The following is a 15,665-nucleotide window of genomic DNA, read 5'->3' as shown; positions in this document are numbered from 1 at the left end:
AATTAACTATGCCCACTATGTGTAGGGGTGTGGATGAAGAGTGGTATCGGATGGCACATAAGTGCCATCCGACACTGAATTTACTCTTTGTTGAGGAATTTTACCGCCTTGTCAGGGAAGTCGGTAAATAACCCATTAACACCGGCTTTATTGTACAGAATGTCATACAACTGATTCACATCGGTGGCATATTCCGGTAGCTTGTCGGCCCGCACGGTATAAGGATGCACCACCAGCTTATTCTGCTGTGCATCTTTTACCATTCCGGTAAGCTTGATATTACCCGGCTGCGATGTCTCATCAATCACCATATGGTAATCCGGGCCAATACCATCAGCATATTCCGCTACCTGTTTCATGGCACCCGGTTTGAACATCCAGTCATAGCTGTAATTAACCCAGCTTCCGTCCGGTTGTTTCTGCTGAGTTTCGTTCCAGTCGGTATAGGCAATCAGCTGTACCAGGTTGAGGTCCATACCCATTTTAGGTTCCAGCTCATTCTTAATACGCTTCAGTTCATCAGCATCAAAGCATTGCAGATAAACCTTATCATCCTTACCGGTGTAGCCATATTTCTTCAGCACTTCCAGGGTTTTTGCCGCAATATCCTTCCCTTCCTGATGATGGAACCACGGCGCTTTAATCTCTGGATAGATACCAATATTTTTCCCGGTCGAATGGTTTAGCCCCTGAACAAATTCAATTTCCTCTTCGAAAGTGTGCACCCGGAAGTCAGATTTACCCATCGGGAAACGCCCGGGAAAAGTCTGCACTTTTTTACCGTTTTCAATATCGAAGCCTTCAGTGAATTTTAAAGACTTAATTTCATCCAGCGTGAAATCTATCGCGTAGTAACGACCGTCTTTACGCGCCTGTCCGGGAAACGATCGGCAACATCAGTAACACGATCGAGATAGTGGTCATGCAGAACGACCAGATGGTCGTCCTTCGTCATCACCAAATCCTGTTCAAGATAATCGGCCCCCTGCGCATACGCCATCGCCTTTGCAGGCAGCGTATGCTCCGGCAAATAACCACTGGCGCCACGATGGGCAATCACTATTTTCTCACTGTTATCCGCCGCCATTGCACTGCTTCCCATGATCATTCCACTCATCATGATAGCCATGCTAAGGTTTTTCAGCGTCAATTTCATGCCATTAGCCTCCGTTGCGTTTTTGCTGTAATTCCTGATGGCGACGTTTTTTCGCCAATCATCACGACAATTAACAAGATAACCGCCAGGATGCTGCCGCCAATCATCACCATGAAGCCACCATCCCAGCCAAAGTAGTCAACGGTGTAGCCGACAATCGCGCTTGCCGCTACGGAACCACCAAGGTAACCAAACAGTCCGGTAAAGCCCGCCGCCGTACCTGCCGCTTTCTTCGGCGCCAGTTCCAGCGCGTGCAGACCAATCAGCATGACTGGGCCGTAGATCAGGAAGCCGATAACAATCATACAAATCATATCGACGGTTGGGTTGCCTGCCGGGTTCATCCAGTAAACGATGGTGGCGATGGTCACCAGTGTCATAAAGAAGACGCCGGTTGCCCCACGGTTACCGCGGAAGACTTTGTCCGACATCCAGCCGCACAGCAGGGTGCCCGGAATACCCGCATACTCATAGAAGAAGTAGGCCCAGGAGGATTTATCCAGCGCGAAGTGTTTCACCTCTTTCAGATAAGTCGGTGACCAGTCGAGGATGCCGTAACGCAGCAGATAGACGAACACGTTGGCGATGGCGATGTACCACAGCAGTTTGTTCGGCAGCACGTACTGCATGAAGATCTGTTTCGCGGTCAGTTCCTGTTCCGCTTTTTCGTTATAGTCGTCCGGGTAATCATTTTTGTACTCTTCGATCGGCGGCAGGCCACAGGATTGCGGGGTATCGCGCATCATCGCAAAGGCGAACAGAGCCACCAGAATGGCACAGAAAGCCGGCATATAGAGCGCCGCGTGCCAGTCATTGAACCAGGCCATCCCCAGCAGGAACAACAGCGGCGGAATACCACCACCGACGTTATGCGCACAGTTCCACACCGACACAATGCCGCCACGTTCTTTCTGCGACCACCAGTGCACCATAGTACGACCGCACGGCGGCCATCCCATCCCCTGGAACCAACCGCAGAGGAACAGCAGCACAAACATCACCGCAATGCTCGATGTCGCCCACGGAACAAAGCCCATAAAAAGCATAACTGCCGCAGCAAGAATCAGACCTGCTGGCAGGAAAACGCGCGGATTCGAGCGGTCCGACACCGACCCCATGATGAATTTCGAAAATCCGTAGGCAATTGAGATCCCTGAAAGGGCAAAACCTAAATCACCACGTGAGAACCCCTGCTCCACCAGGTAGGGCATCGCGAGAGCAAAGTTCTTACGAACCAAATAGTAAGCGGCATAACCAAAGAATATCCCCAGGAAAATTTGCCAGCGCAATCGACGGTAAGTCGGGTCGATCTCCGCAGCAGGTAAGCGCGCCTTGTGTGGCGCTGGTTTAAAAATACTCAACATTTATAGCCTCCGTGGCCGTGGTCTTATTTATGATTAACAGCCTGATTCAATGGAAGAACCTGCCGTTTCTTGAGTTGCCGCGATGTTAATTAATCATTCATTCCATGAATGTGAATTACCGCACACATTATTAAATAAGATTTACAAAATGTTCAAAATGACGCATGAAATCACGTTTCACTTTCGAATTATGAGCGATTATGCGCGAAATCAAACAATGTATGTTTTTTCTGTGGCTAAATGAGACAAAACGAACTTTTGAGGGATAACAATGAAAACTCGCGATTCGCAAACAAGTGACGTGATTATCATTGGCGGCGGCGCAACGGGAGCCGGGATTGCCCGCGACTGTGCCCTGCGCGGGCTGAAAGTGATTTTGGTTGAACGCCACGACATCGCAACGGGAGCCACCGGGCGTAACCACGGTCTGCTGCACAGCGGCGCACGCTATGCGGTTACCGATGCGGAATCGGCCCGCGAATGTATTAGTGAAAACCAGATTTTAAAACGCATTGCGCGTCACTGTGTCGAACCAACCAACGGCCTGTTTATCACCCTGCCGGAAGATGATCTCTCCTTCCAGGCGACTTTTATTCGTGCTTGCGAAGAGGCTGGAATCAGTGCTGAAGCCATTGATCCGCAGCAAGCACGCATTATAGAACCTTCCGTTAACCCGGCACTGATTGGCGCGGTAAAAGTTCCGGATGGCACCGTTGACCCATTCCGGCTGACCGCAGCGAACATGCTCGATGCAAAAGAACATGGTGCCGTTATCCTTACTGCTCATGAAGTCACGGGACTGATTCGTGAAGGCGCGACGGTGTGCGGTGTTCGTGTACGTAATCATCTCACCGGTGAAACTCAGGCACTTTATGCGCCTGTAGTGGTGAACGCTGCGGGGATCTGGGGGCAACATATTGCCGAATATGCCGATCTGCGCATTCGCATGTTCCCGGCGAAAGGATCGCTGCTGATCATGGACCACCGCATTAATCAGCATGTGATCAACCGCTGCCGTAAACCTTCCGACGCCGATATTCTGGTGCCTGGCGATACCATTTCGCTGATTGGCACCACCTCTTTACGCATTAATTACGATGAGATAGACGACAACCGAGTGACGGCAGAAGAAGTGGATATTCTGCTGCGTGAAGGGGAAAAACTGGCCCCCGTGATGGCGAAAACGCGCATTTTGCGGGCCTACTCTGGCGTGCGCCCGTTGGTTGCCAGCGATGACGACCCGAGCGGCCGTAACGTCAGCCGTGGCATCGTGCTGCTCGACCATGCCGAACGCGATGGTCTGGACGGGTTTATCACCATCACTGGTGGCAAACTGATGACCTATCGTCTGATGGCGGAATGGGCTACCGACGCGGTATGTCGCAAACTGGGCAACACGCGCCCCTGTACGACCGCTGATCTGGCACTGCCTGGTTCACAGGAACCCGCTGAAGTCACCTTGCGTAAAGTCATCTCCCTGCCTGCCCCGCTGCGCGGTTCTGCGGTTTATCGTCATGGCGATCGCACACCCGCCTGGTTAAGTGAAGGCCGTTTGCACCGCAGCCTGGTTTGTGAGTGTGAAGCCGTTACCGCTGGCGAAGTTCAGTACGCAGTAGAAAATTTAAACGTCAACAGCCTGCTGGATTTACGTCGCCGCACCCGTGTGGGGATGGGCACCTGCCAGGGCGAACTCTGTGCCTGCCGGGCAGCTGGATTGTTGCAACGCTTTAACGTCACCACCTCCGCGCAATCTATCGAGCAACTTTCCACCTTCCTTAACGAACGCTGGAAAGGCGTGCAGCCCATTGCATGGGGAGACGCATTGCGCGAAAGCGAATTTACCCGCTGGGTTTATCAGGGACTGTGTGGTCTGGAGAAGGAGCAGAAAGATGCGATTTGATACTGTCATTATGGGCGGCGGTCTTGCCGGATTACTCTGCGGCCTGCGATTGCAAAAACACGGTCTGCGCTGTGCCATTGTCACCCGTGGACAGAGCGCTCTGCATTTCTCATCCGGATCGCTGGATTTGCTGAGCCACCTGCCAGACGGTCAGCCGGTGGCAGACATTCATGCAGGGCTGGAGTCTTTGTGCCATCAGGCACCTGCCCACCCTTACAGTCTTCTCGGCCCACAACGCGTACTGGATCTCGCTTGTCAGGCGCAGGCATTAATTGCGGAAAGTGGCGCGCAATTGCAGGGCAGCGTGGAACTGGCCCATCAGCGCGTTACCCCGCTCGGCACTTTGCGTTCGACCTGGTTAAGTTCGCCAGAAGTTCCCGTCTGGCCGCTACCCGCGAAGAAGATATGTGTAGTGGGGATAAGCGGGCTGATGGATTTCCAGGCGCATCTTGCGGCGGCTTCGTTGCGCGAACTGGATCTTTCGGTTGAAACTGCTGAAATTGAACTGCCGGAACTGGATGTGTTACGCAATAACGCCACCGAGTTTCGCGCGGTGAATATCGCCCGTTTCCTTGATAACGAAGAAAACTGGCCGCTGTTAATTGATGCGCTAATCCCTGTCGCCAATACCTGTGAAATGATCCTGATGCCCGCTTGCTTCGGCCTGGCCGATGACAAACTGTGGCGTTGGTTGAATGAAAAACTACCTTGTTCACTTATGCTTTTGCCAACGCTGCCGCCTTCCGTGCTGGGTATTCGTCTGCAAAACCAGTTACAGCGCCAGTTTGTGCGCCAGGGCGGCGTGTGGATGCCGGGCGATGAAGTGAAAAGTGTGACCTGCAAAAACGGCGTGGTGAGCGAAATCTGGACCCGCAATCACGCCGATATCCCGCTGCGTCCGCGTTTTGCTGTGCTTGCGAGCGGCAGTTTCTTTAGCGGCGGGCTGGTGGCAGAACGCGACGGCATTCGTGAGCCGATTCTCGGCCTTGATGTACTGCAAACCCCTACGCGGGGTGAGTGGTATAGAAGTGACTTTTTTGCTGCGCAACCGTGGCAACAGTTCGGCGTAACCACTGACGAGGCGCTACGCCCGTCACAGGCTGGTCAAACAGTAGAGAACTTGTTTGCCATCGGTTCGGTGCTGGGCGGATTTGATCCCATCGCCCAGGGATGCGGCGGCGGTGTTTGTGCCGTCAGTGCTTTACATGCCGCTCAACAGATTGCCCAACGCGCAGGAGGCCAACAATGAACGACACCAGCTTCGAAAACTGCATTAAGTGTACCGTCTGCACCACCGCCTGCCCGGTGAGCCGGGTGAATCCGGGCTATCCAGGGCCAAAACAAGCCGGGCCGGATGGCGAGCGTCTGCGTCTGAAAGATGGCGCACTGTATGACGAGGCGCTGAAATATTGCATCAACTGCAAACGTTGCGAAGTCGCCTGCCCGTCCGATGTGAAGATTGGCGATATTATCCAGCGCGCACGAGCGAAATATGACACCACGCGCCCGTCGCTGCGTAACTTCGTTTTAAGTCATACCGACCTGATGGGCAGCGTTTCCACGCCGTTCGCACCAATCGTCAATACCGCTACCTCACTGAAACCAGTGCGGCAACTGCTTGATGCGGCGTTAAAAATCGATCATCGCCGCACACTACCGAAATACTCCTTCGGTACATTTCGTCGCTGGTATCGCAGCGTGGCAGCCCAGCAAGCGCAATATAAAGACCAGGTCGCTTTCTTTCACGGCTGCTTCGTTAACTACAACCATCCGCAGTTAGGTAAAGATTTAATTAAAGTGCTCAACGCGATGGGCACCGGTGTACAACTGCTCAGCAAAGAAAAATGCTGCGGCGTACCGCTGATCGCCAACGGTTTTACCGATAAAGCACGCAAACAGGCAATTACGAATGTAGAGTCGATCCGCGAAGCTGTGGGAGTAAAAGGCATTCCGGTGATTGCCACCTCCTCAACCTGTACATTTGCCCTGCGCGACGAATACCCGGAAGTGCTGAATGTCGACAACAAAGGCTTGCGCGATCATATCGAACTGGCGACCCGCTGGCTGTGGCGCAAGCTGGACGAAGGCAAAACGTTACCGCTGAAACCGCTGCCGCTGAAAGTGGTTTATCACACTCCGTGCCATATGGAAAAAATGGGCTGGACGCTCTACACCCTGGAACTGTTGCGTAAGATCCCAGGGCTTGAGCTGACAGTGCTGGATTCCCAGTGCTGCGGTATTGCGGGTACTTACGGTTTCAAAAAAGAGAACTACCCCACCTCACAAGCCATTGGCGCACCACTGTTCCGCCAGATAGAAGAGAGCGGCGCGGATCTGGTCGTTACCGACTGCGAAACCTGCAAATGGCAGATTGAGATGTCCACAAGCCTTTGCTGCGAACATCCGATTACGCTGCTGGCCCAGGCGCTGGCTTAAACTCCTTTCTGATGCCCGGTAAGCATGTTGTTACCGGGCATTTTTGCGTACACGATTCCGTGCCCAATGTATGCGTTGCAACGCAGTGAAAATTCCTCTGAAAACGTCTCGCAAAGGCTGAAACTGGCAGATGTCAAAGGCCTGGGATAACCGTAATGTCGCGTCATCATAAATATCAGGTGACGGACAACCATGACTGAATCAACAACATCCTCCCCGCATGATGCGGTGTTTAAAACCTTTATGTTCACACCCGAAACCGCACGGGATTTTCTCGAAATACATTTACCAGAACCACTGCGCAAGCTTTGCAACCTGCAAACCTTACGCCTGGAACCCACTAGTTTTATTGAAAAAAGTTTACGCGCTTACTACTCGGATGTTTTGTGGTCCGTGGAAACCAGCGACGGTGACGGCTATATCTACTGCGTGATTGAACATCAAAGCTCTGCAGAAAAGAATATGGCTTTTCGGCTAATGCGCTATGCCACTGCCGCCATGCAGCGTCACCTGGACAAAGGCTATGACAGAGTCCCGCTGGTGGTGCCGTTGCTGTTTTATCATGGCGAAACCTCGCCCTACCCGTACTCACTCAACTGGCTGGATGAGTTTGATGATCCGCAACTTGCCCGGCAGTTGTACACCGAAGCTTTTCCGTTGGTGGATATCACCATCGTACCTGACGATGAGATCATGCAACATCGGCGTATAGCTCTGCTGGAACTGATTCAAAAGCATATTCGCGACCGCGATTTAATCGGTCTGGTCGACAGGATCACCACGCTTTTGGTTAGGGGCTTGCACTAATGACAGCCAGGTGCAAACGCTGTTTAATTATCTACTGCAATGCGGCGATACCTCCCGTTTCACCCGCTTTATTGAGGAAATTGCCGAACGTTCACCACTACAAAAGGAGAGATTAATGACTATTGCTGAACGGCTGCGGCAGGAAGGACACCAGATTGGCTGGCAGGAGGGTAAATTAGAAGGTTTGCAGGAAGGCATGCATGAACAAGCCATTAAAATTGCCTTGCGAATGCTGGAACAGGGCATCGATCGTGACCTGGTACTCGCAACTACCCAGCTAAACGAAGCCGATCTGACAGCGAAAAACCACTAACTAACATACCGGCCCACAGGTAATCCCTATGGGCCTTTGATATCAATAACTACCTTTTATGCGTGGCCCATTTTTGCCTGATTTAAATATCGCCAGTCGTTGATCCAGGGCATCGCTATAGAGCATCGTGTCAACGCCAACAGCGACAAAGTTCGCTCCCCACGCCAGGCATTGCTGCGCCATATCAGGAGCCACAGCCAGAAAACCAGCCGCTTTACCCGCAGCGCGGATCCGCCGAATGCTTGCTTCAATAATACGCTGTACTTCCGGGTGGCCGGCGTTATCCGGATACCCCAACGACGCTGAGAGATCCGCAGGCCCAATAAATACGCCATCAATCCCCTCGACTTCGAGGATTTCGTCCAGGTTATCCAGTGCCGTTTTACTTTCCACCTGCACCAACAGACAAAGCGAGTCGTTGACTTGCGCCATGTAGTTCTCAATGCGTCCCCAGCGCGCAGCACGAGCCACGCTGGCCCCGACACCACGCTCACCGTAGGGTGGATATCGGGTAGCAGACACCACCTGACGTGCCTGTTCGGCAGTATCGACCATCGGGATCAGTAGGGTTTGAGCGCCAATATCCAGTACTTGTTTAATCAGCGACTTACTCCCCTCCACCGGGCGGATCACGGGTTGGCTGGCATAGGGCGCTATCGCCTGTAACTGGTGATAAAGATCCTGAATGGTATTTGGCGCGTGCTCTCCGTCAATCAGCAACCAGTCATAACCGGAAGTAGCGGCGATTTCTGCCATATAGGCAGTCGTTGAGCTTAACCATAGACCAATTTGCACTTCACCTTTGCGTAAGCGTTCTTTGAAGGGATTGGTTAATAATGCGTTCATCATATTCCTTAACCTATTAGTGATGTGCCACGTTAGTCTGCACAACTGAGCGACTTACACGTAGAGTGAAAATAATCAGCGAGCCGACGACCGCCACCGCAGCCAGCGTCAGCAATCCTGCCGCATCGCTGGCAAACAAGGTTTCTGCTCTTACGCGCAGGATCGGGGCGATAAATCCGCCCACTGCGCCAAACAGGTTAACAAAACCAATCCCCGCCGCCAGCGCCGTACCAGAAAGCAGTTGTGTCGGCATAGTCCAGAACACCGGCTGCACGGCAATAAACCCTATTGCTGCAACACATAGCGCAACGATTGCCAGTACTGGCGAAAGTAGCCCGGAAAGGCCAATACCAATGCCCGCGGCCAGCAATGTCAGCGCCGCGACATTACGCCGTTCGCCGGTTTTATCGGAATAGCGCGGAATAAGCCAGGTCCCAAACAAGGCCGCAACCCACGGAATGGCGGTGACCACCGACGCTGTAAAGCCCACTTTTGTTCCCAGCAATGCCGCAACCTGGGTCGGCAGGAAGAAAATTAATCCGTAAACCGCCACCTGAATGGTCAGGTAGATAATCGCCAGTTGCCAGACTCGCCCATTACGCAGCGCATCGCTCAGCCGAGAAGTCACTTTCTGTTGTTCTTCACTTGCCAGTTGATTGATAAGCAACGTTTTTTCTTGTTTACTCAGAAAACGTGCCTGCTCCGGTGTGTCATCAAGCCAAAAGAATGTGAATACCCCAGCGCCGACTGCCAACAATCCTTCAATCACAAACATCCAGAACCAGCCGGGATGCCCCATAAATCCATGCATCTCCAGCAGCGCGCCGGAAAGCGGTGATCCCAGTGTTAACGCCAGCGGTGCGCCCATATAGAACAGCCCCATAATGCTGGCGCGATTACGCTGCGGAAACCATTGCGAAGTGAGATAAATCATACCAGGGAAAAATCCGGCTTCCGCTGCGCCAAGCAGTGTGCGAACGATCAGAAATTTCGCTTCAGTATCGGCCCATGCCATGGCTGCCGAAAGAAATCCCCACAGCAGTGTTGTCGTACCAATCCAGGTTCTGGCCCCCAGTTTTCGCATCAAAAGATTCGCCGGAACACCCAGAAACGCATATACCACAAAGAAAATGCCTGCTCCCAGCGCATAAGCTTCATTACTCAACCCGGTATCAATCTGGTAGGTCTGTTTGGCAAAACCGATATTCGAACGGTCGAGAAACGCCAGCACATACAGCGCCAACATAAACGGAATTAAACGCACACGGTTTTTCTTCACCACGGCGTCAAGCAAAGCGGTGCTCATAAAAAGCTCCTTAGAATATGTGGGCGTTACCGTTGTCACAGCAACGCCCGGAGTGATTAGTGGCTGTAGGGGCGTTTCAAATTGCAGTCACGATTGAGTTCGACGCCAAAACCGGGTTTATCAAGCACTGATTTATGAATACGACCATTCACCGGAACCGGCTCATTGAGCAGAATCGGGTCAAACTGCGGACGCATCGTTGAACAATCCGGACTGGTCATCAGGAATTCGCTGAATGGCGTATTGGTGAAGGTGATCACCGCATGGTGGGAGTAAACAGACGAACCGTGCGGCACCACCAGTTGCCCCCTGGATTTGGCGATTGCGGCAATTTCCACCAGCGTGGTTAAGCCACCGCACCAGCCAACATCCGGCTGCATGATGTCGATACCGGTTTCTGAAAGCGTACGAAAAGATTGCAGTGTGCCGTGGTGCTCACCGCTGGTGACCATCATTCCGACTGGCGCGTTGCGTTTCAGTTCGCGATAACCTTCATACTGCTGTGGCGGCAGGCACTCTTCGATCCATTTCAGGTTATAGGGCGCGCAAGCGTGGGCCAGTTTGGTCGCATAGTTCACGTCCTGACTCATCCAGCAGTCGAGCATTAACCAGAAATCCTCACCGCATTTTTCACGCATATCCGCGACCATAGCGGCATCTTTGCGAATCCCCGCATCGCCATCATGTGGCCCCCAGTGCGTCGGCATTTTGCCACCGATAAAGCCCATCTCTTTTGCCAGATCCGGACGCGCACCTGTGGCGTAGAACTGAATCTCATCACGAACAGCGCCGCCTAAAAGTTTATAAACCGGAAGCCCGACCACTTTGCCGAACAGATCCCACAGAGCCAGATCGACACAGGAAATCGTATTCATCACCAGGCCACCAGAGCCGGAGTAATACAGGGTGGCATTGAGCATTTGATCGTGGATCAGTTTGATATCACTGACACATTTACCCTCAATGAAACGGTTAAGGTGTTTTTCGACGATAAAACAGCCCATTTCACCGGCTGTCGAAACAGCGAATCCGGTCTGGCCGTTTTCTGCTTCGACTTCAACAACCAACGTGCCAAGAACGTTAATGCCAAATGACTGGCGTGACTGCTCATAATCGCGGTATTTACTCATCGGGGTGGCAATATGATCGTCTATCCAGTGATTCGCCCCCTGGTCGTGATAATCACCGCCGCCAGCGCCTTTTTCTGCTGTCGCACCGCCAGTAAACCAGGCGCGAACCTGTTTAATTTTTGGTAGGGTCATGATGTTCTCCATTGTTATGAGGCTTGTAAGTCAAAGGGACTTTTCCATCCCAACAGACGTGAAATATCCCTGGCGCAGGCAATGGCCTTGCCCGCCAGATAATCACGGTATTCTTCATTGATTTGTAAGCGGGTACCGACCACCGAAATCGCAGCGGTAAGCTCGTTATTGGCGTTAAACACCGGCGCAGCGACACAACGGACATCGGCGTAATCTTCGCCGTTGTCATAGCTCCAGCCCTGACGGCGAATACGCGCCAGTTCTTCGTGAAGTTGCTGTGGATGAGTAATCGTTGTGGGTGTCGCCTGCTCCCAGACCAGCCCTTCGATAATACTTTGCTGTACAGTTGCAGGTTGCCAGGCAAGCAGGCATTTACCTATTCCGGAGCGATAAAGCGAAAGGCTTTTTCCTTCATGTGAACGCACACTGATGGTGGCTGAAGACTCCACTTTCAGAATGTAATAAGCACTACCGTTATCGATGATCCCAAGGTGGCATAACAGCCCAGTGGTATCCATCAGTTGCGTCAGGCGTGGTCGCGCCAGCTCCCTGAGATCCATCTTGCTTAACGCATGAGCGGAAAGCTCCACCAGCTTGGTCCACAAACAAAAATTTTCCTGGTGATCAAGGCTAAGAAAACGCTGGCGTTTAAGTTCGTTAAGCAGCAGATAGGCCGTGCTTTTCGGGATCCCCAATGTGTCGATGATCGTTGCAGCACTACAGGGGCCAATGCGGGCAATCAGATTGAGAATATCAATAGCCCGTGTCAGGGCGGGTACTTTGCTTGATTCCAACATACTGGACTCCAGTCTTAGATACTGGAATCAGTCTCGTCGCTCAGGGTGAGTAAAATTGTGAAGCGCATCAAATCCCGTTTCTCGTCCAGCGGACTGGAGAAATTACGCACAAATTTGTGAATCAGCGCACGGATTTTTTCTTATTGAGTACAACAGGTTGGACAAATTTGCGGGAGGGGAATGTGCCGGTGCAGTAAACCGGCACAGCGTGACTGAATCAGACGGATAAGGTCATGGACTCAACAACCTCAATCCAGCCATGCTCGCTGGCGATGTCCTGACCGTTCAGCCAACGGCGCAGCATATTAAGCGCCATCATTGCGCACACTTCCTGACGAATAGCCAGACTGTAACGCGTGGCGCTGAAATGTACGCGCAGAGAATAAGTGCCGTCCGGCGTGGCTAGCGCAAAGTTGAGATGCTCGTTCTCGAAACCCGAAACGGCCAGTGCCAGCCCGGCAAAATGGTTGGCCCGCCGCTCTGTGATCCAGTGCGCGGTTTGTGCCAGAGTCTCTTCCTGTGAAGGAACCACTTCACACGCCAGCAATGGCGCACCTGCGCGAGAAAGTTGCAAAGCCAATAAACCACCAGTGAATTGCTCGCTCAACGTCAGACTGAACTGGCGGTTTTGCAATTCGCGACTGATCTGCGCGGGCAGTCCTTCGGTGCCTTCGAAAATCACGCTCTGTCCGGCAACACGTTTAACGTCCAGCCACAGTTTTTCCATCTCCTGTTGCTCGCTTGCCGGTCCGGTAAGTTTCAGTTCAATGATCGGCATCGAGGAGCGATAGCCCATTGTTACGCCAAGCGGCAGTTGTAGAGTGTCCAGGCTGTGTGCCAGATCGCTTTCCGAACGACCAAAGGTAGTCAAACGCAGGCAAACCGGCGGCTGCGGTAAAGAAAAACGCTCGCGCAGGCGCGGCAGGATTTCGTGCTCGACCATCACCTTAAATTCTGACGGTACGCCGGGGGTAAAGAACATCAGGCAACGATTAAGCTGCACGGCAAAACCACAGGCGGTGCCTACGGGGTTATTGATGAACTCGGCACTCGCTGGCAATTCTGCCTGTTTACGGTTGCTCGGCGCCATCACGCGACCACGTTCGTGGAAATAGCGTTCCATCTCTTTAAGCCAGGCTTCATGTAGCACCAGACCTTCACCTTTTGCTGTCGCAGCAGCGAGCGCGCTTAAATCATCGCTGGTTGGCCCCAGTCCGCCGTTGACGATCAGCACATCGGCGTGCTGACTGCGCTCACGAAGAATGGTGACTAAATCTTCAAGGTTATCGCCCACCGTATTACGGCGAGATAGCGGCAAGCCCTGATGAAAGAAAAAGTCGGCCAGCCAGGCTGCATTCGTGTCAACGATTTGCCCGTGTAACACCTCATCCCCGGTGGATAGCATTTCCACTTTTAACATGGTTATCTCCTGCTTTTGTTATCGAATCACTATAACGCAAAGGGAGATAAGGCGTAGTAAGAAACTGAATGGCGCGACAGAACGCCGCGCCGGAAGGTATCAGAAGCTGGCGTTAACCCCGACATAAGGGCCGTCAGCCACGGCATTATCGCGGTCGCCGTCTTTCCCAGACAGGTTCAGATAACGGTAGCCTGCCTCAATACTGACTGGACGCATAATGGTGTAACGCGCGCCAGCATTCGCTTCTTCATAACTTTGAATACCGCTGGAGAGCGAATCCGGAGAGTAATAATACTCGCCAAACAGACGGAAGCTGTCAGCAATTTGCCACTGTAAACCACCACCGACTGCCGCCGCATAACCTTCATCGCCGTAATTCGGGTTGGTATAAACACCTTTCCCACCTACAGTTGCCATTAACGGCCCCAGAGGAAGATTCAGGCCCAGCCCCACGCCCGCGACATCACCGTCGTCGTCGTTATGTGTCCAGTTACCGCTTAACGCCAGTCCCGTAGACTCGGTCCCGAAACCGACGCCAATATTGGTATATTCTTTTCCCGCCTGGCCACTAATGCTTATCGCATTTGCCGATGCAGAAACCAACAGCATTCCAGCCAGAACTGGTAGCGCAAATTTTTTTCATTTTTACCTTTTTCCGCAAGAAGATAATCAACATTCCCCAAAGCTGCGGGATTGTACTGCCTGACGCAGAGGATTCAATGCGTGAAAAAAGCGATCTGCTAACTTATTGTAACTAAATACGTCTTTAATAATTTAACGCCGAAAAAATAAACATGATTTACGTTATAAACCAAAATAATAATCAGCGCAGTTATCATCGCAAAAGAGACTAATGTCACTTTCGCATATTTATGAGTTGCCGTATTCTCTTGGTTTATTTTCGATTATAAGGAACATCCCTGTGCGACAACGGACTATTGTTTGCCCTTTGATTCAAAATGATGGTGCTTATCTGCTATGCAAAATGGCTGACGATCGCGGCGTTTTCCCGGGTCAATGGGCGCTTTCGGGTGGTGGCGTGGAACCTGGCGAACGTATTGAAGAAGCATTACGCCGTGAAATCAGAGAAGAGTTAGGCGAGCAACTGATTCTTACTGACATAACTCCGTGGACTTTCAGCGATGACATTCGCACTAAGACGTATGCAGATGGTCGTAAGGAAGAGATTTATATGATTTACCTGATCTTTGACTGCGTTTCTGCCAACCGTGAAGTGAAAATAAACGAAGAGTTTCAGGAATACGCGTGGGTAAAACCAGAAGATCTGGCGCAATACGATTTAAATGTCGCTACCCAGAAAACATTACGTTTGAAGGGTCTTCTGTGATAGTGATGACAGCCATTACTGGCTGTCAGATTCAAAGATCAGTGATTGACAAATTCCCCATCCAGTAAAACTTTACCGTTTTCCACATGCATCACCAGTCCATCCAGATAATCTGGTTTAAATGTCACGTTACGTTTATCTTTCGCGATATACGTCAGACAGTGGTTGTGGGTGAAGATAACAATATTTTTATCAGGCGCTTTACTTTGTAAGTCTTTAATTGCGCTATAAATCTCATTACCACATTGTAACAGTCGTTTATCTACCGTCAGTTTTTTGCCCGCAGAAAACCAGGTTGCCGACTGAATAGTCCGAACGGTATTACTGGAATAAAGATCGAAATCAGGGATATCTGCGCTGAAGGCTTTACCCAGTTCACGCGCATCCTGAGAGCCATTTACCGTAATACCTGTTTTGTCTGACAAGCATTGATTGGAGGAACGATCGCAGCGTTCTCCATGGCGAAACAGAACCACCACCGGGTGCTGCTGCGCCAGCCTGGCCAACGTTTTATTGTCGATTCGTGGCAACCCATTGCTACTCCAGGCAGCATGACTACCCAACCCGGCAATTACAGCAAGCACCAGTAAAATGAAGATATATTTTTTAGACTTCATCGAAGTCCGACAAAAAGCTAACACCTAAGCTCCACCTATAGACACGCGTAGCCCGCTAAATGACCGTGAAAACAAATAATATTTTCACCGACA

The 15,665-nt window shown here is 51.7% G+C and carries 10 protein-coding genes and 4 pseudogenes; 5 read left to right on the top strand and 9 right to left on the bottom strand.

Annotation, left to right across the window (positions count from 1 at the left end):
* Positions 1–80 precede the first annotated feature (80 nt).
* Both glpQ and glpT read right to left on the bottom strand, forming a co-directional pair.
* Positions 81–1,156, bottom strand: a pseudogene (gene glpQ / locus CRI63_RS16480) (glycerophosphodiester phosphodiesterase).
* A gap of 4 nt (positions 1,157–1,160) precedes the next feature.
* Positions 1,161–2,520: pseudogene (gene glpT / locus CRI63_RS16475) on the bottom strand (glycerol-3-phosphate transporter).
* 271 nt (positions 2,521–2,791) lie between these two features.
* On the opposite strand from glpT, the gene glpA reads away from it, so the two are divergent.
* The 4 genes and pseudogenes from glpA to CRI63_RS16455 all read left to right on the top strand — a co-directional run bounded on the left by glpA (position 2,792) and on the right by CRI63_RS16455 (position 7,976).
* The gene (gene glpA / locus CRI63_RS16470; protein ID WP_135520141.1) at positions 2,792–4,420 is read left to right on the top strand and encodes an anaerobic glycerol-3-phosphate dehydrogenase subunit A; all 1,629 of its coding nucleotides are present in this window, start codon (positions 2,792–2,794) and stop codon (positions 4,418–4,420) included.
* Positions 4,410–5,669, top strand: a complete 1,260-nt coding sequence (gene glpB / locus CRI63_RS16465; protein WP_135520139.1) for a glycerol-3-phosphate dehydrogenase subunit GlpB — start codon at positions 4,410–4,412, stop codon at positions 5,667–5,669. The genes glpA and glpB overlap by 11 nt, the downstream gene beginning before the upstream one ends.
* The gene (glpC, locus tag CRI63_RS16460; protein WP_135520137.1) at positions 5,666–6,856 is read left to right on the top strand and encodes an anaerobic glycerol-3-phosphate dehydrogenase subunit GlpC; all 1,191 of its coding nucleotides are present in this window, start codon (positions 5,666–5,668) and stop codon (positions 6,854–6,856) included. The genes glpB and glpC overlap by 4 nt, the downstream gene beginning before the upstream one ends.
* 192 nt (positions 6,857–7,048) lie before the next feature.
* Positions 7,049–7,976 (top strand): annotated as a pseudogene (locus CRI63_RS16455) (ISNCY family transposase).
* Between the two features lie 42 nt (positions 7,977–8,018).
* Here the strand turns inward: CRI63_RS16455 and yfaU are convergent.
* From yfaU to CRI63_RS16425, 6 genes and pseudogenes are all read right to left on the bottom strand, one after another.
* The gene (yfaU, locus tag CRI63_RS16450) at positions 8,019–8,822 is read right to left on the bottom strand and encodes a 2-keto-3-deoxy-L-rhamnonate aldolase (protein ID WP_130257805.1); all 804 of its coding nucleotides are present in this window, start codon (positions 8,820–8,822) and stop codon (positions 8,019–8,021) included.
* 16 nt (positions 8,823–8,838) lie between these two features.
* Positions 8,839–10,128 carry an MFS transporter gene (locus tag CRI63_RS16445; protein ID WP_135404774.1) on the bottom strand — a complete coding sequence of 430 codons (1,290 nt, stop codon included), beginning with the start codon at positions 10,126–10,128 and terminating at the stop codon, positions 8,839–8,841.
* 56 nt (positions 10,129–10,184) lie between these two features.
* Positions 10,185–11,390: an L-rhamnonate dehydratase gene (gene rhmD, locus CRI63_RS16440; RefSeq protein ID WP_000174592.1), complete on the bottom strand. Its 1,206-nt coding sequence runs from the start codon at positions 11,388–11,390 to the stop codon at positions 10,185–10,187.
* 14 nt (positions 11,391–11,404) lie between these two features.
* Positions 11,405–12,187: an IclR family transcriptional regulator gene (locus CRI63_RS16435; RefSeq protein WP_135520135.1), complete on the bottom strand. Its 783-nt coding sequence runs from the start codon at positions 12,185–12,187 to the stop codon at positions 11,405–11,407.
* 217 nt (positions 12,188–12,404) lie between these two features.
* A complete protein-coding gene (locus CRI63_RS16430) occupies positions 12,405–13,607 on the bottom strand; it encodes a nicotinamide mononucleotide deamidase-related protein YfaY (protein ID WP_135520133.1) in 1,203 nt (400 codons plus the stop codon).
* 99 nt (positions 13,608–13,706) lie between these two features.
* A pseudogene (locus CRI63_RS16425) lies at positions 13,707–14,246 on the bottom strand (YfaZ family outer membrane protein); the annotation flags it as partial.
* Between the two features lie 283 nt (positions 14,247–14,529).
* Between CRI63_RS16425 and nudI the strand changes: the two are divergent.
* The gene (gene nudI, locus CRI63_RS16420; protein WP_130221921.1) at positions 14,530–14,955 is read left to right on the top strand and encodes a nucleoside triphosphatase NudI; all 426 of its coding nucleotides are present in this window, start codon (positions 14,530–14,532) and stop codon (positions 14,953–14,955) included.
* Between the two features lie 38 nt (positions 14,956–14,993).
* Here nudI and ais read toward each other — a convergent pair whose 3' ends face one another.
* A complete protein-coding gene (gene ais, locus CRI63_RS16415) occupies positions 14,994–15,596 on the bottom strand; it encodes a lipopolysaccharide core heptose(II)-phosphate phosphatase Ais (protein WP_130217014.1) in 603 nt (200 codons plus the stop codon).
* Between the last annotated feature and the right edge of the window lie 69 nt (positions 15,597–15,665).

This window comes from Escherichia sp. E2661 (genome assembly GCF_004745185.1).
GTDB lineage: Bacteria > Pseudomonadota > Gammaproteobacteria > Enterobacterales > Enterobacteriaceae > Escherichia.
The sequence above is the reverse complement of the archived record's forward strand: the minus strand, read 5'-3'. Positions and strand labels throughout refer to the sequence as shown.